The sequence below is a fragment of the Ferribacterium limneticum genome (assembly GCF_020510565.1).
Classification (GTDB): Bacteria; Pseudomonadota; Gammaproteobacteria; order Burkholderiales; family Rhodocyclaceae; genus Azonexus; species Azonexus limneticus_B.
Genome location: NZ_CP075189.1, coordinates 2,260,637 through 2,281,614 on the forward strand (window position 1 = coordinate 2,260,637; position 20,978 = coordinate 2,281,614).

The 20,978-nt window shown below is 53.9% G+C and carries 18 protein-coding genes and 1 pseudogene; 7 read left to right on the forward strand and 12 right to left on the reverse strand.

The features are described 5' to 3' along the window. Nucleotide 1 precedes the first annotated feature (1 nt). From KI610_RS10855 to KI610_RS10890, 8 genes and pseudogenes are all read right to left on the reverse strand, one after another. A complete protein-coding gene (locus KI610_RS10855) occupies nucleotides 2-1,585 on the reverse strand; it encodes a TIGR03016 family PEP-CTERM system-associated outer membrane protein (RefSeq protein WP_226494992.1) in 1,584 nt (527 codons plus the stop codon). After that, complete coding sequence (locus tag KI610_RS10860; RefSeq protein WP_226494993.1) at nucleotides 1,575-2,516, reverse strand: XrtA-associated tyrosine autokinase; 942 nt, start codon at nucleotides 2,514-2,516, stop codon at nucleotides 1,575-1,577. The genes KI610_RS10855 and KI610_RS10860 overlap by 11 nt, the downstream gene beginning before the upstream one ends. Before the next feature lie 3 nt (nucleotides 2,517-2,519). Further along, nucleotides 2,520-4,088, reverse strand: coding sequence for an XrtA system polysaccharide chain length determinant (locus KI610_RS10865; protein ID WP_226494994.1), 1,569 nt, complete (start codon nucleotides 4,086-4,088; stop codon nucleotides 2,520-2,522). A 64-nt stretch (nucleotides 4,089-4,152) separates the two neighbouring features. Further along, nucleotides 4,153-4,773: an XrtA/PEP-CTERM system exopolysaccharide export protein gene (locus KI610_RS10870; RefSeq protein ID WP_226494995.1), complete on the reverse strand. Its 621-nt coding sequence runs from the start codon at nucleotides 4,771-4,773 to the stop codon at nucleotides 4,153-4,155. A 310-nt stretch (nucleotides 4,774-5,083) separates the two neighbouring features. Next, nucleotides 5,084-6,080 (reverse strand): annotated as a pseudogene (locus tag KI610_RS10875) (hypothetical protein); the annotation flags it as partial. Nucleotides 6,081-6,156: 76 nt separating this feature from the next. Next, the gene (locus tag KI610_RS10880) at nucleotides 6,157-7,023 is read right to left on the reverse strand and encodes a ThiF family adenylyltransferase (protein ID WP_226494996.1); all 867 of its coding nucleotides are present in this window, start codon (nucleotides 7,021-7,023) and stop codon (nucleotides 6,157-6,159) included. 61 nt (nucleotides 7,024-7,084) lie between these two features. After that, the gene (locus KI610_RS10885) at nucleotides 7,085-8,302 is read right to left on the reverse strand and encodes an ABC transporter permease (RefSeq protein WP_226494997.1); all 1,218 of its coding nucleotides are present in this window, start codon (nucleotides 8,300-8,302) and stop codon (nucleotides 7,085-7,087) included. Nucleotides 8,303-8,305: 3 nt separating this feature from the next. Then, nucleotides 8,306-9,466, reverse strand: coding sequence for an ABC transporter permease (locus KI610_RS10890; RefSeq protein ID WP_264178757.1), 1,161 nt, complete (start codon nucleotides 9,464-9,466; stop codon nucleotides 8,306-8,308). A 491-nt stretch (nucleotides 9,467-9,957) separates the two neighbouring features. On the opposite strand from KI610_RS10890, the gene KI610_RS10895 reads away from it, so the two are divergent. After that, nucleotides 9,958-10,743, forward strand: a complete 786-nt coding sequence (locus tag KI610_RS10895; RefSeq protein ID WP_226494999.1) for a hypothetical protein — start codon at nucleotides 9,958-9,960, stop codon at nucleotides 10,741-10,743. A 197-nt stretch (nucleotides 10,744-10,940) separates the two neighbouring features. On the opposite strand, the gene KI610_RS10900 is transcribed toward KI610_RS10895, so the two are convergent. Together KI610_RS10900 and KI610_RS10905 are read right to left on the reverse strand one after the other, a co-directional pair. Continuing rightward, nucleotides 10,941-12,302, reverse strand: a complete 1,362-nt coding sequence (locus KI610_RS10900) for a DUF1302 family protein (protein WP_226495000.1) — start codon at nucleotides 12,300-12,302, stop codon at nucleotides 10,941-10,943. A 21-nt stretch (nucleotides 12,303-12,323) separates the two neighbouring features. After that, nucleotides 12,324-13,085, reverse strand: coding sequence for an ABC transporter ATP-binding protein (locus tag KI610_RS10905; protein WP_226495001.1), 762 nt, complete (start codon nucleotides 13,083-13,085; stop codon nucleotides 12,324-12,326). Between the two features lie 49 nt (nucleotides 13,086-13,134). On the opposite strand from KI610_RS10905, the gene KI610_RS10910 reads away from it, so the two are divergent. Beyond that, the gene (locus KI610_RS10910) at nucleotides 13,135-13,932 is read left to right on the forward strand and encodes an outer membrane lipoprotein-sorting protein (protein WP_226495002.1); all 798 of its coding nucleotides are present in this window, start codon (nucleotides 13,135-13,137) and stop codon (nucleotides 13,930-13,932) included. A 4-nt stretch (nucleotides 13,933-13,936) separates the two neighbouring features. Here KI610_RS10910 and KI610_RS10915 read toward each other — a convergent pair whose 3' ends face one another. Further along, complete coding sequence (locus KI610_RS10915) at nucleotides 13,937-14,308, reverse strand: Mth938-like domain-containing protein (RefSeq protein ID WP_226495003.1); 372 nt, start codon at nucleotides 14,306-14,308, stop codon at nucleotides 13,937-13,939. 108 nt (nucleotides 14,309-14,416) lie between these two features. Between KI610_RS10915 and KI610_RS10920 the strand changes: the two genes are divergently transcribed. Next, a complete protein-coding gene (locus tag KI610_RS10920) occupies nucleotides 14,417-15,655 on the forward strand; it encodes a pyridoxal phosphate-dependent aminotransferase (protein ID WP_226495004.1) in 1,239 nt (412 codons plus the stop codon). A 9-nt stretch (nucleotides 15,656-15,664) separates the two neighbouring features. Further along, the gene (locus tag KI610_RS10925) at nucleotides 15,665-16,975 is read left to right on the forward strand and encodes a homoserine dehydrogenase (protein ID WP_226495005.1); all 1,311 of its coding nucleotides are present in this window, start codon (nucleotides 15,665-15,667) and stop codon (nucleotides 16,973-16,975) included. Between the two features lie 48 nt (nucleotides 16,976-17,023). Here KI610_RS10925 and KI610_RS10930 read toward each other — a convergent pair whose 3' ends face one another. Continuing rightward, nucleotides 17,024-18,265, reverse strand: a complete 1,242-nt coding sequence (locus KI610_RS10930; RefSeq protein WP_226495006.1) for a TIGR03790 family protein — start codon at nucleotides 18,263-18,265, stop codon at nucleotides 17,024-17,026. A gap of 50 nt (nucleotides 18,266-18,315) precedes the next feature. On the opposite strand from KI610_RS10930, the gene KI610_RS10935 reads away from it, so the two are divergent. From KI610_RS10935 to KI610_RS10945, 3 genes are all read left to right on the forward strand, one after another. Beyond that, on the forward strand, nucleotides 18,316-19,422 hold the full coding sequence (locus KI610_RS10935; RefSeq protein ID WP_226495007.1) for a rhomboid family intramembrane serine protease: 1,107 nt from the start codon (nucleotides 18,316-18,318) through the stop codon (nucleotides 19,420-19,422). A gap of 131 nt (nucleotides 19,423-19,553) precedes the next feature. Continuing rightward, nucleotides 19,554-19,829, forward strand: coding sequence for a DUF2249 domain-containing protein (locus KI610_RS10940; protein WP_226495008.1), 276 nt, complete (start codon nucleotides 19,554-19,556; stop codon nucleotides 19,827-19,829). Next, nucleotides 19,830-20,954 (forward strand): hypothetical protein, encoded by a 1,125-nt coding sequence (locus KI610_RS10945; protein WP_226495009.1) that lies wholly within the window; start codon nucleotides 19,830-19,832, stop codon nucleotides 20,952-20,954. It begins immediately after the preceding gene. Nucleotides 20,955-20,978 lie beyond the last annotated feature (24 nt).

Sequence of the window (20,978 nt, forward strand, 5' to 3'; positions counted from 1 at the left end):
GCTAGAAAATGACCGAGAGGGTGCCGATGAGCGCGTTTTCGGTGTAGGCGTTGGTCGAGTTGTCGAACTCGGTACGGCGGATGCTGAGACCCCCCGTGGTTTTTGCGCCTAGCTTGGAGGTGAGATTGGCTTGGTACATCATGGTCGTGGCTTTAAGTGCGCTGGTGCCGGTGCTGGTGCTTTCCTGACGTGATGCCATTATGTTGATGCTCGAAATAGCGCTCAATTTATGCGAGAGATTGAAGCTGATGCCACGTTGGCGAATATTGTTCGTGTTATTCGAAGAGAAATCGTCGCCGATAGTCGATGAGGCGAGAGTTGATTGGCTCTCGCTGCGATTGAACAACAGGGTAAGGGTATTTCTTACCCCCTGCAGAGCCAAGGCCAATTGTTGGCTGCGTAGAATGGTGGCTCTGGAGCTTAGGAAACCACTGTAAGCCAAAGCATTTGGCGAGAATCCAGGTCTATTGATAAACCAGTTGTTGGCACAAGTAGATACGACCTGATCCAGTTGATTGGGATCAGTATCGTTGATATATTGCTGTCTGCATAATTCAGAAACAAGATCGAATAGTGTTCCCAAGCCAACCACGGTTGATTGGGGGGGCATTACGGATACATCCTTGGTGTCTGAATAGCGAATGCTGCTTAGCGGAAAACGGTGACTCAGGCTATAGCGGTGACCATCGCCAAAAAAACGACGTTCCTTGAAGGCAGAAATCTGCGTGCGCTCAGTTGGTGTCCAGTCGAAGCCGTAGCCATGGGTCTGCTTGCTCTCAGTATTCTGCGACGCATAGTTATTGGACTCCTGGCCACCGCTTAGTGAAACACGGAATTGCGGAACAACGGTATAGGTCCCTATTGCATACAGACGTTGTGCCTCGGTCCTTTGCCCGCGACTGTAGCTTGCATTTTGCTGGGTTGCGTTGACAGACCATTTCAGGTTTTGGAATGGGGTGCTTCCATGTAACAGCCCAGCCCAATCGGAAAGTTCGATATCAGAGGCGGCCGATGTGTTGGATTGAGTTGTCGACCAGTTGTAGCGTAAGGTGTAGTCGGCAACCCCCGCTATTTGTCCGCGAATATACGGAGAAAGGCGATAGGTCGAGGTTTCCGAACTATTCGTATTGATATTGGCGTTGCTGGGTGATTGTGCGCCGAACGCCGATATCGTCTGCTGTGCTATGAGACCGCTGAAGTCCAGATACATCCAGTTTGATACAGCTTCAAGTGTACCGAAGGTGTTAAGGGAATTTTGCGTACTGCTATTGGCCGATGATGTTGAGTAGAAAGTGCCGGTCAATGCGTAGTCGAAATAAGCCTTGAGACGAGCGGTCTTCGCATCGATGCGTACGCCTGGGGCCAACTGGGTAATGAAACCGCTCTCCTTGCTACCTTGGCCGCCACTGACAGCGACGTTATCCGTCCAAGTCTCGATCAGTGTAATTCGTGGCTTGATAACGAAGGCTTGGCCTTGTGTTCCTGTGTTTGCGTTAGCAGACTCTTGGCCTACCGCGGCGTTTATCCACAGGGTAGCTATAACCAATCCAGTGGTGCGAGTCAGGCGCAGGGTGCTATTTTTCATGTCCGTACCCATAGCCGTACCCATAGCCGTACCCATACCCATCGGTTTTTGCTGCTCGAACCTGATTGAGAAGCATCAATTTGACCGGGCAGGCTTGAATGGTTGAAATCGCCTGCTTAACTGCCGACTGCACAGTATTTTCAGCATTGACGACAATGACCACTTGTCCCATGTGGGTGGCAAGAACTCGTGATTCGGTAGTAAGTAGCAAGGGTGGAGAATCGAATACGATGATCCGGTCGCTGTAGCGATTTGCCATATCGTCCAGTAACCGAATCATGGCATCGCTGGCCAGCAACTCGGTAGCACGGGGGTGGGCCGTGCCACTTGGAAGGATGGATAGCTTTTCAATATTTGTTCGCAGCAGGACACCGGAAATGTCGACAGAATTATCCTGCAGTACGTCAAGCAACCCTTTGCTTGGAGGCAGGCCGAGCATATTGAGTATGGAGGGGCGGGCAACATCAGCGTCGACCAACATGACGGTATTGTCGAGTTCCATGGCGATGCTGATTGCCAGATTGATCGCTGAAAAACTCTTGCCTTCTCCAGGCAATGCACTGGTTACCATAACCAGATTGCCATTCGGTATCGGTGCTGCACCTCGACCCATGGCATTGGCGATCAGCGGACGTTTGATGACGCGGAACTCATCTGCCAATTGACTGCGGGTTGCATTAGGTACAAGCAGACCAGAAGCTGATATGGCTTCTAGATCCAATTTGACTTCGGGGCTGCACGGCGATGTGGGTTTGATTTTCGCTTCGCTTGGTTGTGCAACCGGGACTGCCGGTGTCACAGCGCTTGCAATAGGCGGTTCGACTGGGCAGGGGGCAACTATTTTTGCAGCGAGTACCGACTCTTCTGGAAGTTCGACGCCAGCTTGACGGAGTTGCTCAAGGCGCTTGGCTGCTTGCTCGATCAGACTCATTGATTAACCTCCGATGGTCCGCTGGGAAAGGAAGGTAAGAAGTCCTAGACCAAACGCGTAGGCTAATACAAGACCCCCTGTGGCAATAGAAAAACGGCGGAGACTAGCGCGTTCCTTGAGGCGACGTGCCTCATTTGGAACAAGAGAAACTATCCCAAGGATGGGGAGATCGGTAGCTTCGCGCAAGGATTTGCTGTCGAAAAAAACGGGTCGAATCTGGCTGGCCGCGAATGCGGCAAACAGACCGCCCGCAATGGCAAATACCAGCCCCAGCGGGAAGAGAAGCAAGCGATTCGGTGCCACTGGTTTGGATGAAGAGCGAGGCGGATCGATTAGCCGGAAGTCAGCCATAGAACCTGCCGTATCCAGATTGCCCGACATTTCTGCCGAGTCTCGACGCGAAACCAGTTGTTCATAATTGCGCTTATCCAGTTCGTAGTCACGATTCAGCTGTGCATATTCCGCTTCCAGTTGTGGCTGATTCTTCATGACGCTCGTGGTGCGTTTGTAGCGTTCTTCATATTCGCTGACGCGGGCCCGGAGTGAGGCAGTATTGGCTTCTGCTTCGGCCAGAGAAACCTTCAGTTGCTGATAGACTGGATTATTACTAACCGACGTGCCGGGGTTTGCAGCGGCAAATTTCTTGCGCGCCAGTAACTCTTGGCGTTTTTGCTCTTCAAGATCTTTGATCAAGCGTCTTGTGCCGATAATGTCGGGGTGTTGCTCTGTATAGCGCTGGAGCAAAGTGTCCAGGTTTCGCTTTTGGACATCAATTCGGCCATCTATTTCAGGCAAAGAGATGCTGGAGTCGCCACCACTATTTGCATCAGGAAGGAGCACAGGTTCTTCACCAACAATTTGACGCCTAAGCGCATCACGCGATTGTTCAGCCTCTCTTAGCTGAAGACGTGCAATGCTGAGTTGGTTGGATAGTTCGCTCAGGCGGTCAATGCCGGACTTGCCTTCGGAGGATGAAAGTTCGATGTTCCGAATTTTGAATTCTTTAAGTCGATTTTCTGCGTCTTCCAGTTTTTTCTCATAATTTCGGATTTGTTCTTCCAAGAACTTGCGCGCAGAATCGGTATCTTGCCGTTTGTCACCCAGACTGGATTCTACAAAAATTGAAACGAGAGCTTGTACAACACGCTGTGCCTTTGCCGGGTCCGGGTTGCGATAAGAGATCGTGTAAAGATTATCGCGACCAACTCCCTGAATTTTCAAATCGCTAGTCAAAGAGTCAATCAGATTTTCTTGTTGGGCTTTGTCCTTGATATTCAAATCCAAGTCAGCCATTCGAATCAGTTTTTCGATGTTTGGCCGGCTGATCAGAGTACGACTCAGCATCATGATCTGCTGTTCGATATTGGGCTGAACAGCAAGGCCTGACATCAGTGGCCGCAATATGGACTGCGTATCAACATAGATCCGGGCAGATGCTTCGAACTGATTCGGGATGCGTAGTATCACACCAGCAGCAATGGCCCCGACAATCCACGCGACTACCATGCCGAGATGCCTATGTTTCCATGTCGCGCGCAGGATGGTAATGGCCTGCCGAAGAATTTCTTCCATCTATGAGCTCAAGTAATAAACCGCCGCCGTAGATTTACGGCAGCGGTAGGTTGTTTCGAGGGACTTAGAACCAGCTTTGCGGAATGATGACCACGTCACCGGGTTTCATTTCAACATTTGCGGAAACGTCACCATTTTTGACAAGGTCTTTCAGGCGAACACGGTATTGAGCATTGTTCTCCGAGGTGCGCAGAATGGTGGCACGGTTCCCATCAGCAAAATCAGTAATTCCGCCAACTGCAATCATGACATCCAAAATTGTCATCTTCTGCTTGTATGGCAAGGTCTGTGGTTTGGCTGCCTGACCTATGACACGAATTTGTTCGCTGTACGGGCCGACAAATCCTGACACGATTACCGTTACAACAGGGTCGCGAATGAATTTTCCGAGTTCTTTCTCAATATCTCGAGCAAGAGCTGACGGGTCTTTGCCCATTGCCGGGAGGTCATCGATCAGTGGTGACGAAATTTTGCCATCAGGCCGAACCGGAACACTCATCGATAACTCGGGGTTACGCCAGACCACGATGTTTACGTTATCGCCGGGGCCGATTTTATAGCTGTAGTCCGTAGTAGCGGCGTTGGTTGGGGCTTGAGGATGTGAGGCGCAAGCACCTAAAGCAAGTGTGGCTGCAAGAACAAGCCACTTTGTGCTGGAAAGCAGTTGATCGGAAATTCGGGGCATGGTGAGTTCCTCAATGAAATCGCTGAGAAGCGCTTGGTGTAAGCAACGGACATAATCATAACGGAATCCTGATCAGGATGATGGGGTTCCCTCGGTTTTTCGTCTGCCAAAGGGCGTGTTTCATGCTACCAGTTTTTCCTGATGGCCTGGGGAAGCTCACTGCTAGGGAAACTCTGAACAACCGACATTAGGCGCGGAGCAGACACGCCAAAGGCAAACATTGCAATGAAATCCGAAACCTTCCCGGATGATTGCCCTGATGCCGCTGAAACAGAGGGTTTCCAGACCTCTTTGGCTTTCATTTCCGGTCTCATGAACGCATCTCCCCCGCTACCGGCATCAACGCTCGTCGCGCCATCCAGAGATTCGAGAGCGAAAACAGAGTCATCAACTGCGCGGAGTTCTTGGTCAGACCACGGTAACGCACCTTGATGAAGCCGAATTGCCGCTTGACCATCCGGAAGGGGGGGCGACCTTGGCACGGATGCTGGCCTTCCCTTTCTCGAACTGATTGGCCAACGCCTGAAAGGGATGATTCAAATCCAGGGCGCGACGCTTGCCGGGTCGCATGGCGACCTTCCAGCGAACATTCGCTGTCGCCTCGGTCGCTTCCGGTCGCTTTTCGACGCCCGCATAATCGGCGTCGCCGCAGGCTTCCTTTTTTTCCCGTGCAGCAGCCCATGGGCCTGGGTGACGTCGTTGACATTGGCGGCAGTACCAATGACTGTATATACCAGACCGGAGTCAGCATCCGCGCCGATATGGGCCTTCATGCCGAAGTGCCACTGATTGCCTTTCTTGGTCTGGTGCATCTCGGGGTCGCGAGCCCCCTCCCGGTTCTTGGTTGAACTGGGCGCGGCGATCAGGGTGGCATCGACCAGCGTGCCCTGGCGCAGCAGCAAGCCCTTCTCTTCTAGCAGGGCGTTGACCTCGGCTAATAGGCGCGCCGCCAACTGGTGGGTTTCGAGTAGTCGCCGGAATTTGAGGATGGTCGTTTCGTCCGGAATGTCTTCTTCGCCTGCGTCGATGCCGGCAAAGCGCCGCATGACCGGCATATCGTGGAGCGGCTCTTCCATGCCCGGGTCGGAAAGGTTGAACCATTGCTGCATGAAGTGGATGCGCAGCATCGCGCTCAGCACCTTCGGCGGGCGACCTCCTTTTGCCCCAGCCTTGGGGTAGTGTGGCTCAATGTGCGCCATCAGGCGCGACCACGGAACAACTTTCGCCATCTCGTCGAGAAACACTTGTCGCCGGGTCACCTTCGGTTTCCTCACAAACCCACTATCGCTCAGACCCATCTGCTGCATCTTCTCTCTCCAGCGTTCAGGATGCTCGTTGGATAGTCATCCATGCGATTCGTTCACTGGGTTTTTCAGAGTTTCCCTAGCTTGTCTTGTTTCTCAATTGTTGACGAAGAAGAAAAAACATTAAGCGTTGTAGTGGATTGTTGTGGCCGCCGGGGCGCCAAGTACGAACATATTTCATCCGGTAGGCATCAAATTGGCTACCCCAAGGGGCGTACCGAATTTCGCCGCGCCTCAGTAAAAGTTTTAGCGTCTCAACAGCCGCGACACCTGCGCACAGTTCGCATGATGCAATAGAGGAGGGGCCGCGCCGTTCATGTAGACTTATTCGGCTTATGTCGGCAACATATCCACGCTGTAAAATGGCAGGCGAAAGACCTACGAGGAAGCGAATTGCCATTTCAAACTCGTCGCAACCCTCGAAACCAAAGTAGTCTTCGCATGTCATCCCGGTTGGGCTGAAGATAAGGACCGCTGTGCCTAAACCCAAAGGTGCTGCTGTGACGACCGGAATACCTTTGGTTTGGCAGGCTGCAAATGTCTTTCTTCTAATATCGAATGCGAAAAAATCCAGACCGTCGACATAGACATCAACTCCGTCGAGAAACTCATTGAGATTCTTTGTGGATATACCCTCGGAGAAGAGTCGGAGTTCCAGTTCCGGATTGATATCTCTTGCCATTTCTTTGAGAACTTCGATCTTTGGTCGGTCAATCGAACTCATCGTCGCGCCAACCTGACGATTGAAGTTTACAAGATCAAATTTGTCGAAGTCGGCGACGTTGAATCTTCCGATTCCCAGACGGGCGAGGGTCAGCAAATGTACTCCCCCAACACCGCCCAGCCCACCAATGGCAACGCGGCAATTTCTCAAACGCTCCTGTTCCTCTTCGGTGACCCAGCCGATGTTTCGAGAAAATGCGGTGTTGTAGTCAAAACTGCGCATTATTGGTCTCCCGGTTTATTGGTGTTTCATCTCTGGATGAGCACGATAGGTATGTCGGTTCTCAAATCTGATTCTGTCTCAATGCGTCGATGACTGGTAGCTTGGTTACACGCATTCCTGGCCAAATGCAGGCAACTGTTGTTGCCACAAACCCAATCATGAACGAAATGAAAATATCGATCGCGGAGAGCTGTATCGTTGCCATGTAACCAAGGTTGGCGTTTGGAGGTGGTGGCATCGGAATTCCGATTTTCGATATTAGGAGCGCTGCAGCGATGCCGAAAACAACACCCAAGACAGACCCGATCAGGCCTAGCATAGCGCTTTCAGTGGCCAGCATTTTGATCACATCAAGCGGACGGCTACCTGTGGCCATTATTGTTCCAAACTCCCCTGTACGCTCGAAGATGCTCATGCTGACACTATTGGCAACACTCAGCAGAACCATGATCAGAATGATTAATTGCAGAAAACCGAATTGTTGCTTATAGAGTGCGACTGTCTTTTCATAGAAATCATTGAGCTGAACCCATGTGCGGCTTTCGTATTGCTCTTGGTTGAGTGTGGCCTTCAGTTTCGCTGATACAACTTCTGTGTCGGAGGTCTGTTTTAATGAGATAACCAAGCTGTTGATACCCTGCGAGCCTAATAGTTCATGAGCTGCAGGTAAGGGAAGGCGAATAAAACGAGCATCGTAGTCTTTCGAAAAACTCTGAAAAATACCGACGATGTCGAGCTCCATCGTATTCAGGGCGCCTTCTGGTGTGTTGACTAGCAGAGACACCCTGTCGCCTGGCTTGAGATTCAGCGCCTTGGCAACACCTTGCCCAACCGTCACTCCGAAATTGTCTTTTTGGGAAAGCTGGCGGCCTTCGACAATCTGCATGAAACTGCCCAGCCGAGCTTCGCTATCCGGTTCAACGCCATCGGCCACAATTGGCCAATCGGTCTTCCCATTGTTTAAAAGGCCCGTAAAGCTGACTCGTTCGAGTACCTCTTGAATTTCAGGAATCTTTGCCAGTTCACGTTTCAATGGCTGGGCATCGGTGATCAAGAATTTCTCTGGTGACCGCGATCCGTAAGTGAAATACCCAGTCTTGACTACTTGCAGATGGCCAGATTGCGAATGGATCAAAGCTTCACCGAGTTGAAAGAAAATATCTCGAACGAAGCCGCCGCCCAGAATCAGACCGACAACGCCAAAAACAATGGCTGCCAGAGTGATTGCAGTACGAACGTGTTGGCGGAAGATGTTGCGAAATGCAAGTTTGAACATCATGGTTCAGCGATTGTGTCGTAATGCATTGACGATTTCCATCCGCGAAGCCTTGATAGCCGGAATTACGCTAGCCACCAGTGTTGTAATGATGGCCAGAAAATAGGCTTCAAAGGCCATCTGTCCTTTGATTAGGATTTCGGCGGTATAGCCAAATGACATGCCTGGTGGTGCGGGCATCGGTATCCCGATAGCTGATATGATTGCTCCGAGGGCATAGGCTAATGCAAGCCCTAGGGCTCCGCCGGCGATACCTAGGATCAACCCCTCGGCCAGGAATTGAGTCAGCACTTCTTTGCGCTTCACGCCGATGGCCATGATCGTGCCTATCTCACCCGTTCGTTCCATGACGTTCATCATTAGCGTGTTCGATATGCTAAGCACGATGATGACCGCAATGATCAAGCGAACAACGCTGACCTGTCGCGAGAAAAGTTCTGCTGTCTTGTTGTAAAAATCCGCTAGGTCATACCATGGGACGAACTCAAATCCATTTTTGCCAAAGCTAGTTTCTAGGCCATCCAGAGTGATTGAAGTATTTTCTGTCTTGTCGAGCAGGAGTGCGTAAGAGTGCGATCCCTTGACCCGGATCAGTTGCCTGGCCAGTGAAATCGGGACGCGGAGAGCTGCGTCATCGTAGGCCTTGGTGATCGTTGCAAAAAGACCAAGTACGGTGACTTCTGCCGCATTGACCCCGCCAGTGGCGCTATTGACCATCAGCACCATCGAATCGCCAGGTTTAATTCCCAAGTTTTCGGCAAGCCCTTGGCCGACAATAATTCCCTTTGGGTGTTCAACTGATAGCGATTGTCCCGAAGTAATCGTCAAGGACTTGCTCAGGCGCTCCTCTTTCAGTGGGTCTACGCCTTCCCCTATAAAGGAAAGGGTTGATTCGCCATAACTGGCAAGTCCGTTAAAGGATAAGCGGGGGGTGATAAGTTCGACGTGAGGGGCACTCAGGATAGCCTCTTCCAGCTTCGTGTCGGCATCCAGAAGGTAGTCGAATGGGGCTGCCGAGCCTGATAGTAAGTATCCCGGTTTGAAAATGCGAATGTGGCCTAGTTCTGAATGGATAGTCGACTCTCGGCCGTAGCGAAGATTCCATTCAATGAAGCCGCTAGCCAGCAGAAGAGCGCTTATCCCGCAGGCGACGGCCAATATCGCCATCAGCGATCGCCGAAGCTGCCTTACGATTGATGTGAGTGCTAAGGATGCTGAAACCATTTCAAGGGAAGTTCGGCTGAGAACGGTTGTGGTTTAGTGCTATTTTGGGCCATTCTGATCGTAATTGCTCCATCGTCGCTATATGCGATTGTTTTGAGACAATTGTCGCCGCGGATGCAGATATCAAGTGTGTCAAACGCATTTTGATATTAACTCTTAACGGCTTGCAATCCCCAGTTCTTTATCATCTCCTCCGGCGACGCGGTACGCACCGACTGCAAAGAAGGATTGTCGGAAAATTTTACAGATGGTTCTCGTTGCATTGGGTGCGAAGCGGATACCGGTAGAAATTTTTATTTTTAATCAGTTGGTTGCGTCGTTTTGTAAAAACAGGCACGTTGCTTGCTAAAAAAGTTACGTAGCAATAAACGGCTGGAGTAATAAGGCTCGATAGCCGGTGCAAAATTGAAGTACTGAAATTAGGAGCAATGATAATGAAACTCGCAAAGCACATTAAGTCTGCCTTGGCTATTGCTGCAATCGGCGCAGCCTCTAGCGCACAGGCCCTTGTTGTTGATGGGGTAACTTGGAATCCCAACGCATTGAACGATTTCTCCGCCACCGACGCCATGTATGAATCCATCGTGTCGAACATTGGTGATGTCGTGTCCGGCTACTCGTTAGTAACACAGTTGAACGGAACCGCTTCTGCCGTTTTCTGCCCCGGGTGCGAATTGACCATGACATTCACCGGCTACCAATTGGCTAATGTTACATTAATGGCAGACTTGGTGACCCCGGACCAATACTTCTTCACTGGCGGCACGATCAACATTTACGTTGATTCAACGCCGGATGCCGATTTTACGGACCCGACTACGTATGGTGATGGCATTCTCTTCCTCTCCTTGGCGGCCCATACCATGGGTAACGGCTATACCTTGATCTCCTCGCCGACCCCTCAGGTTGGTAACACTGGTAACGGTACCGGCTATCTGGACGTGGTTGGCGGTTCTGCTGCATCTAACTTCAACACGAACAAGTATGGTTTTGCGTATACCGGTAATACGGCGGCTGACTTCTTGTTCACTTCCCAGTTCCAGCTAATCACCAATGATGATGGTGATCCTGTCTGTCTCTCTTCGGTGAACGATTCTCCCATTTGCATGCAGGGTGCCAACACCATAAACGGAAACAGCATTCCAGAGCCGATGCCCTTGGCTTTGGTTGCTCTTGGTCTGTTTGGCTTGGGTCTGCAGCGCCGCCTCCGCCGCGACTAAGTCTTCTCAGCCTGCTTTCCGAGAAACCTCACCCCGGAAGGGGTGGGGTTTTTTATTTTTAGGCGATGTTTTTGGCCAGTGCTCTATGATCTCTCCAACTCACAGCATATCCTTCGATCGGTCATCAGATATTGTGCCGAAGGAGTCCAATTCAGAACGGTTCGAGTTTCGATGTGGCCTCAGCCTTGGCAAGTCAATCAGAAGCTGTACCTAATTTCCGAGTAGACTCGGTCATGCTGATCGAAGCGACCGAATAACCCTAAAGGAGGGCCGTTGAATACGTCGGCGCCGACCAGCAGGCGCCAGTTGCGCTGGAGGTTCCAGGTAACGCGTGGGCGGAATAGCCAGTCGGATCGGTTGAGGCTGGAAATGAGCAGTGCCTGGGCTTCCCATTTATTCGTGAGCTTTGTGCTGGCGAAGAGGCTATAACCGTTTTCCAGTCGATCAGAAATGATCTCCGGGTTATGGTCAAAGTGCTGGCGCTGGAAGAACTGGACGTTGAGTCGACTTTCTGCCGGAAGTGTGAAGTCCAGTCCGACAGCCCAATCAAGGGTGTTCTGTTTCACCAGGCCATCCGGGTCAGTCATGTTCAGCACGGCGAATTGACGGTCGCGGGTATAGACGGTTTCTGCTTTGAGTACTACGTCGCCAAAATCCTTGGCGAGCGTTCCGCCAAACTGGTGAATGCGATCATGGCGAGCTTGGTAGATGTAGGTCGGTGTTGGGCCGAGTACGATCTCTCGATAGAACGTGGGGTTAGTGTCCGAGCTGCGGTAATAGAAACCGGAGACATCCCAGCCGTTCTTAAGTGTTGAGAGGCGGGCCCCATAGTTCATATGGTTGGCGTTACGGTCGGGGCGCTGTTCAGCAAGGTATTGAACATTGGCGCCGGGCGGGAGTGGCTGGTAGGGGAAATACTCCGCTCCCGGCTTTCCGATATTGTCGTAGGTGGCTACGGGGATCCAGAGCAATTCGGCGTGCGTGTCATCGACGAAGTATTCGGCGCGCGCAGCCCACTGCGGAGTGCGCATCTGGTCGAATTCCGGCAGGATGAATTCGCGCTGGTCTCGGGCGGAGACAACGTCAGCAAAGAAAAGTCCGACCATCTCGCCCCAGACAACATGCTGCCGTCCGAAACGGAAGTCCCAATTGCCGGCGCTGTAGTCCAGATAGTTTTCGCGTAGCGCAACATCGAAGCGCTGGTTTTGCTCGACGGTGCTGTTGTAGAAATCGTTGAGGCCGTAGACGAAATCGTAGTCGAGTCTAACGCCTAGCTTCCATTTCAGGCCTTCTCCGAGTTTTCCGTTGCTATTGAGATCAGCGCGAGTTCGAAGTTTTGACCAATGATCCGGAGATGACATGGTTCTGGCGCCTTCGAACTGGAGGAAGCCTTTGACGCCGCCGCTTGACCCGGATGGGCTGGTGACTACCGGTTTGATATCGTCGCCAAAAAGGGCGTCATGACCAAGGAGGTCCCCATCTGCGGCCGGACAATTCAGCGAAAAGCAGGCCGAAATGGCCAAAGAGAGTTTCAGGAGTTTGTGTTTGCGGGTAATCACGATATGTTCAGGCAAAGGATGTTAGTCGGAGTCAGCTTCGTCGTCAGCATCGGGTAAGGTACGAACGCGGGCAATATTCCAAGTTTTTTCACCCTGCGTGCGTATACCAAAGGCGGTGATGTAGCCATCTTCAACCTGAACCAGTCGGTCGGCATGATCGATGACTTTCTGGTCGTGCGTCGAGAAAATGAAGGTGGTTTTAAGGTGGCGATTGATCTGCTTCATCAGTCGCAGAATCTCGCGGCCGGTCGCCTTGTCCAGATTGGCGGTCGGTTCATCGGCAAGAATGATGCTTGGCTTGATTGCCAGTGCTCGCGCAATCGCGACACGCTGCCTCTGGCCGCCGCTCAGTTGATTTGGGCGATGGTCGGCAAATTTGCTCAGGCCTACGATGTTAAGGAAGTAGGCAACCCGGTTTTTACGCTCCTCAGCAGAAATGTCGGAGCGTCTCAGTAGCGGGTATTCCACATTCTCTGCTGCTGAAAGAACGGGCAATAGGTTGAAGGTCTGGAAGATAAATCCGATTGAACGAGATCGGATATCAGCCAGTTCGTTGGCTGATTTTTCGGACACGTCTTCTTCATTGATGAATATTTTGCCGCTGGTCGGTTTGTCGATGCAACCGATCAGGTTGAGGAGGGTCGTCTTCCCGCTGCCCGACGGTCCGGATATTGCCAAGAATACTCCTGCATCAATTGACCATGTAATATCATGTAAGGCTTGAACGGTTTGATCGCCAAGCTGGTAGTCCTTGTAAACATGTTCAATACGAACGACGCTCATGGCATTAGATGGGCAACTGATTAAAGGTCTGAACTGGATGGAGCTACTCATGCAATCGACAATCGAAAGGCGTTTTTCGATACATCCTGCATTGATTTTGGTAGGAGCTATATTCATGGCAGTCCTATCGTTTCCTTTGAAGGCAGACGAGACAGGAGCAACCTCTGCGAGTGATGCTTTAGCACGCAGTATAGTTGAAAAGGCGGACAAAGTTCGATTTCCGGCTGAGGCATTCCAGGTTGACGTGGTCATAAACAGCGTGCGTCCGGACAAGGAGGCTGACCTCCACAAATATCGCGTTCTCTCCAAAGGAAATGAGAATGCAGTAGTGATGGTTACTGAGCCGGCTTCGGAGCGTGGACAGATCATTCTCATGAAGGGGCGTGATCTCTGGGTATTCATGCCAGAGGTGTCGCAGCCGGTCCGAATTTCGCTGGCGCAGCGTCTGACGGGGCAGGTGGCCAATGGCGATCTGGCGCGAGCCAATTTTTCCGGTGACTACAATCCGAAAATCATCGGCACCGAAAAAATCGGCAACGACTCTTTTCATATTCTTGAGTTAATTGCCGTTGACCGTAGCGTTACCTATCAGCGCGTCGTTTATTGGGTCAACGAGAAGTCAGGCTGGCCTTTGAAGGCTGAGTTTTATTCGCTGTCGAATCGCCTGATGAAAAAATGCAGCTATGAGAATTTTCAGACGCTGGCTGGACGGGTTCGTCCCACGCGACTGGTTATGGAAGATGCATTGCGCAACGGCGAGAAGTCGGTTCTCGACTATAGCGACATGAAGTTGCGAGACCTGCCGGACAAGATCTTTACCAAGGAATACTTGAAGAAGCTGGACTGAGCACTTAGTCGAAGAGCAGTGCTGCTGCAACCTTGCGACCTTCAGCGGCAAGGATGTTGTAGGTTCGGCAGGCAGCTTTCAAGTCCATGATTTCGATGCCAATTCCGGCCGAGGCAAAGGGGCGGAGCAGGGCGCCGGGCGGGAAGCGCAGGCTTCTGCCAGTGCCGAGCAGGACTATTTCGGTATCCAGTCCGAGCAGAATATTCATGTCTGATTCGCTCAAGGTGTTGACGGTCGCCGTAGTCCAGGCGGGAATGACCGATCCGGGAAGCAGAATCAGGTTTTTTTCATGTTTTTCGTGGTTGACCGCAGCATAGTCATCGCCATAGGCGGTAAACAGGTTGAGTCCTGCGGTATTCGAGATGTGAAGTTTCACTGCGCGATCATTCCGAAAAGTCCGCCAAAATTGCGGTGCACCATACGATAAAGTAGGATTATACCTTTGGCCCTTCTAGGCCATAAGCCGTTACGCCGGAAGATTCCCATGAAACATGTCAAGAAGTCCGCCAAACTCGCCAACGTCTGCTACGACATTCGCGGCCCCGTGCTGCAGAAAGCCAAGCAGATGGAGGAAGAGGGCCACAAGATCATCAAACTGAATATCGGCAATCTGGCCGCGTTCGGTTTTGACTCGCCGGAAGAAATCCAGCAGGACATGATCCGCAATCTGCCTAATGCTGCGGGATACACCGACTCCAAGGGCATTTTCGCGGCGCGCAAAGCGATCATGCACTACACCCAGCAGAAAGGTATCAAGGGCGTGACGCTGGATGACATTTATGTCGGCAACGGCGTATCAGAGCTGATCGTCATGGCCATGAATGCCTTGCTCGATGCAGGTGATGAAGTACTGGTTCCGGCGCCGGATTATCCGCTATGGACGGCAGCGATCAGCCTTTCCGGCGGTACGCCGAAGCATTACCTGTGCGACGAGAGCAAGGGCTGGTTGCCCGACCTTGACGACATTCGCAGCAAGATCAACGCCCATACCAAGGCGATTGTCATCATCAACCCGAATAACCCGACTGGCGCGCTTTACCCGGACGACCTGCTGCATGAAATCATCGACATTGCCCGCCAGCATCACCTGACGATCTATGCCGACGAGGTTTATGACAAGGTGCTGTACGATGCTGAAAAGCACACTTCGATCGCTTCGCTGGCTGAAGATGTGCTGATGATCACGTTCAATGGCTTGTCGAAAAACTATCGCTCCTGCGGGTATCGTGCCGGCTGGATGGTGGTTTCAGGCGACAAACGCCACGCCAAGGATTACATCGAAGGGCTCGACATGTTGGCGTCCATGCGCTTGTGCGCCAACGCGCCGGGACAACATGGCATTCAGACGGCCTTGGGTGGCTATCAGAGCATTGACGACCTGGTCAGGGACGGCGGCCGCCTGCGTCGCCAGCGTGACATTGCGCATGAATTGATAACTGCCATTCCCGGTGTCAGCTGCGTCAAGCCAAAGGCAGCGTTGTATATGTTCCCGAAGCTTGATCCTACGGTTTATCCGATCAAGAACGACCAGCAATTTATCTCTGAACTGCTCCAGGAAGAAAAAGTGCTGCTCGTCCAGGGTACCGGCTTCAACTGGCCGCATCCGGATCACTTCCGCCTTGTATTTCTGCCGCATGAGGATGATTTGCGGGAGGCAATTGCGCGTATCGCCCGCTTCCTCGAAAACTATCGCAAGCGTCACAACACCAACCAAACCAAGTAAAGACTGCACATGAAACCTATCAATGTTGGCCTTATCGGCATCGGCACCGTCGGCGGTGGCACATGGACCGTTCTCAAACGCAACGAAGAAGAAATTACGCGCCGTGCCGGCCGTCCGATCCGGATTACTGCCGTGGCCGACAAGAATGTTGAACTGGCCAAGGAAATCACCGGTGGCGCAGCACGTGTCACCGACGATGCCTTCTCGCTGGTAAACGATCCGGAAATCGACATCATTGTCGAACTGATCGGCGGCTACGGCGTGGCCAAGGAAGTGGTCATGCAGGCCATCGCCAATGGCAAGCATGTCGTTACTGCCAACAAGGCACTGCTCGCCGTACACGGCACGGAAATTTTCAGCGCAGCCCAGGACAAGGGCGTCATGGTTGCTTTCGAAGCAGCAGTTGCCGGCGGTATCCCGGTCATCAAGGCCTTGCGCGAAGGCCTCAGCGCCAACCGTATCGAATGGGCGGCCGGCATCATCAACGGCACGACCAACTTCATTCTCTCCGAAATGCGCGACAAGGGCCTGTCTTTTGACGACGTGCTCAAGGAAGCCCAGCGTCTCGGTTACGCCGAGGCTGATCCGACTTTCGATATCGAAGGTGTCGATGCTGCTCACAAGGCTACGCTGATTGCCTCGATCGCCTTCGGCATCCCGGTGCAGTTCGACAAGGCTTATGTGGAAGGCATCACCAAGCTCGAAGCTTCCGACATCAAGTACGCTGAGCAACTCGGCTACCGCATCAAGCTGCTTGGCATTGCCAAGCGTCGCGAAAATGGCATTGAGCTGCGTGTCCATCCGACCCTGATCCCGGCCAAGCGACTGATTGCCAATGTCGAAGGCGCGATGAATGCCGTGCTCGTCAAGGGCGATGCTGTTGGCGCAACGATGTACTACGGCAAGGGTGCCGGCGCCGAGCCGACCGCTTCAGCCGTGATTGCGGATCTGGTCGATGTCACCCGCCTGGCTACGGCTGATGCTGCGCACCGCGTGCCGCATCTGGCTTTCCAGCCGAATGCCATGTCCAACCTGCCGATCCTGCCGATGAGCGAGATCGAGACCGGTTATTACCTGCGTCTGCGCGTTGAAGACAAGCCGGGTGTGCTGGCCGACGTCACGCGCATTTTGGCCGATCAGGGCATCTCCATCGATGCCATGCTGCAGCGCGAACCGGAAGAGGGGGAAGGCGAGACCGATATCATCATCCTGACGCACGTCTGCAAGGAAAGTGCTGCCGATGCCGCAATTGCCAAGATCGAAGCGCTGTCTGCCCAAAAAGGCAAGGTCAAGCGCATTCGCCTCGAGGAGTTGCAGTAAGTCCGACCAGGCAAACCAAAAATGGGAGCTTCAAGCTCCCGTTTTTGGTTAACGAACCAGGCGAAGATAGGCCTTGGTACTTGGCGGGACTGCGATGCGCACGGTGTTTCTCCCAGCTACGACGGGCAGGCCTCGGGAAATGGGCTGAAACGGCCCCATGATCGAATCGGCTTGTTCGACCCGCCAGACGGCTTTTTTGGGCGAGATCAGCTTTAACTGATAGATTTCGTCGTCGGTCCTGGTCAGGCTTGGCGCAAACGGGCGGGCCAGAGGTTCGCCGATGAAAAGACCTTCACCGGGCCAGGCCACGCTTTTCCAGTAGGCCTCGATAGCCGTTGCGCCTGACAAATAGTGAAACATTGCAACGGCAGGCATTGGAAACTTCTGCAGGTGATTGCAGGGTTCGGTAACCGTGCCGTAGCTTGCAGTGGCACCAGCCTCCAGCCAGCGCAGGCTGCTCATTTGTTTAGAGTCGGTCAACTGGCCGCCGAATGAGGTCAGGTGGTCGGCCAGCGCACCCGGCATGAGTTTGAGCGTCCCAAGATTCGGTACCTGAGCCAGCCCGGTGAAATAAAACAACACATCCTGGCGCCCTGTGATCGAGTCCGCTTCTATTTCCTCGATGGGGACCATTGCGCCGATTACAGTTTTGGTGATGCCGAAAAGCTTGGTTCTAACACTGCGCGCTTTGTCGGACGTGCTCAGCAGATAAGCTGTGCCATCGGGGAAGCTCTGATCCGCCTCGACGCCGCGATCGATCAGCGCCTTGACGTCAGCGAAATTCTGGCCAGCCAGCATCATGGCCGGGCGAATCTGGAAATCGTTGAAGGGGTAGGTACTGGCCGTGTCGAAATATCGGCTGGGGCTACTTGGACTGCATTTGGTCGAGCAATATTTTTCATCGTAGCCGAAGGCCAGGGCAGAGGTCATCGACATGCAGCCAACCTGATAGGGCTGCGTCCATGCTGCAGCAAAGGCTTGAATGTGCTTCGGAGCGAGGCGGTCGATTTCGGCCTTGAGCGGCTCGAACTCCTGCGGGGTCAGCGTTGTCTTTCCGGCGGGAAAGCGCAGATGAATGACGTTCTGTTCCGGTAATTTGCGCACCCGTTGGTAATAAGCACCGGTCTCGCCGGAGAGTGGGTCATCGTCGTTGATCAGCAGCGCCAGTTCATCGGCGGAAATGCCGGTTCTCGGCAACTGGATAGTTGGGCCGGCATAGGCATGCACAGCCCCGAGCAGGATGCTCAAGGTCAGTGTGCGCAGGAAAACGGGTAGATGCTTGGCGGGCATGGCGATTCGCTAATTCAACAGTGACCTGATTGTCGCGCATAATCACGGTCTTGAAAGCCATTGATCATCAATCCTCCCGCACCATGTCGTCTCTCAACGATCTGCTTTGCCTGCGCATGCCTCAATTGCGCATTACGCCTCTGTTGATGGCGGCCAATGTGCTGGTTTTTGGGGCGATGATGCTGAGCGGCGCAGGGTTGTGGCATTCGCAGAATGGTGTCCAGTTGGCATGGGGCGCCAATTTTGGACCGGCGACCCAGGATGGTCAGTGGTGGCGTCTGGGCAGCGCGATGTTCCTGCACTTTGGCTTGTTGCATCTGGCTTTGAACATGTGGGCATTGTGGGATGGCGGCCAATGGGTCGAGCGCATGTACGGGCATTTCCGGTTTGCGGCGATCTATTTTGTGGCAGGCCTGGCTGGCAATCTGTTGTCACTGGTGGTTCATCAGGGGCATGCCGTGTCAGGCGGAGCCTCAGGGGCCATCTTCGGCCTCTATGGGGCCTTGCTGAGCTATCTCTGGCTGGAGCGTTCGCGAATCCAGCGTGGCGAATTCCGCTGGCTGTTCTGGGCCGCAATTGGTTTCTCGGTGGCCAGCATCGTTTTTGGACTGATGGTTCCGGGGATCGATAACGCTGCGCATATCGGTGGCTTGATCGGCGGTCTGTTGATGGGTGTTTTGATCAAGCCGGAGGCTGGGGCCGTGGTCATGCTACAGCGGGCGAAATTGACGGCGGGCCTCGTGTCCCTCGCGTTCGTCGGCATCATGGTCGCCAATATTCCACAGCAGGCTTACCGCTGGAGCGATGAAAAACAGGTTCAGAGGGAGATCGGCGAGTTTATGCAGGAGGATGCGGCGATTACCCGGGCCTGGGAGAGCATCATGCGGCAGGGCCAAAGAAAAGGCGCCTCTTTTGAAGAACTGGCTGATGTAATCGAGTCGGTGGTGGCTGATCGCTACGAACATAGCTTTGAAGAGCTTTCCGCATTGCCCCAAGACCCCAATTTGCCCTCGGCTCTGGCTGCCGAGCATGTGACGCGTTATGCCGAAAAGCGGCGCGATGCATCTCGTGCCATGGTAGAGGGTTTGCGGGCCAAGGATAGGGGGCAGATTCAGAAGGCGCTGGAGCAGGCGCGCCAATCTCGAGCGGACAAATGATGGCGGCCGTGATGGCGACAGGAGGGCCTGATCGCGAAAGGGGTATTCCGATCAGGATCAAGGAAATGGTGGCGGCTGACGGGCAGAATCGCCACCTGATGCCATCCCGGCATGCCTTTTCTGGAGCTCACATGCAAACCATTCACCCCGCCCATTCCTGCGACCGTCCTACCGCCGAAGCCATCTACCCGTTCGATGCCCGCGGTATCGCCAAGCGTTTTCGCCATGCCGCAATTTTCGGTGCGCTCGATGCGCTGCAGGTCGGCGAAACAATGCGCTTTTGCAACGACCACGATCCCTTGCCATTGCTGGCCCAGTTGCAGGCCCGCTATGGCGCTCACCTCTCCATCGAATACAAGCAGCGCGAACCGGGCGCGATTGTCATCGATTTTTCCGTTGTTGGCTGAGTGATACAGACTGCGAGCCTGACCCTGCTTTCACTGGTGTGCAGCGCCATTCTGGCGCTGAGCGGGTTGGGCTCGCCGTTGGCGGTAGCGCATCTGGCGTTTGCCGTCGGCATCGTGCCCCTGATCTTTGCGGCGATGATGCATTTTGTGCCGGTGCTGACCCGCACCGGCGAGCCGGACAAGCGCCTGGCAAAGCTGCCATCGGCCGCCCAAGCGATCGGCTTGCTGGCCGTTGGTGCCATGCAGGGCTGGCTGCCGTATGGCGTGGTTTACCTGGCTGCTGCGGTCGACCTCGTTTTTGCTGCCATTTTGCTCAACTGGATTGCCCTGCGCGCCCGGGCCGCGCTCGGAACGCCGCATCCCGGCTGGCGCTGGTACGGAGCGGCGCTCGTCTGCCTGATGCTGGCGCTCTTGGCCATTGTGCTGATTCCGGTCTGGCCCTCCTATTGGCAGGCCCTGCGGGTTTTTCACCTGCATCTCAATACGCTTGGTTTAGTTGGTCTGGCCGCCCTCGGTACTTTGCCGGTACTACTGCCGACGGCTCTGGGCATGGCCGATCCCGAGGCTGGTGGTTGGCTGCGTCGGCGTTTGTGGCTGGTCGCTTCCGGCGCCCTCATGGTGGCGACCGGCGCCGCCATCTCCTGGCCGTTCGCCGCACCCGGTACGGCGCTCATGCTGGTTGCGGCCCTTGGTTTGCTCGGGCAATGGGGGAGACGTTTCGGTATCTGGCCGCTGGTTAGCGACGGGGTTGCGGCTTCGCTGCTGGCGGCGGTTATCGGGCTGCTGCTGACCCTGGCCGCCGGGTTGCTGCACGGTGCCGGGATTATTCCGACCCGGCCGTCCTTGCTGGCCTGGGCGAGCGGTTTCCTGCTGCCTCTGGTGAGCGGGGCGCTGAGCCAGTTGCTGCCAGTCTGGCGCTGGCCCGGCCCGCAGACACCGGAGCGCCTGCTGATGCGCCGGAAACTGGCGTCGTCAGGCTCGGTGCGGGCAGGGTTGTTCGTCTCCTCGGCGCTGGCCTTGCTGGCCGGACTCGACGTCCTCGGCGCTGCCCTCGCGGCATGTGGCTTGGCTCTCTTCGTCATCGCCGTGCTGCAAGCTGTGCGCGTCTCACGGTCGACGCGGTAAAATCACGGTTTTTCGCCTTTCGGG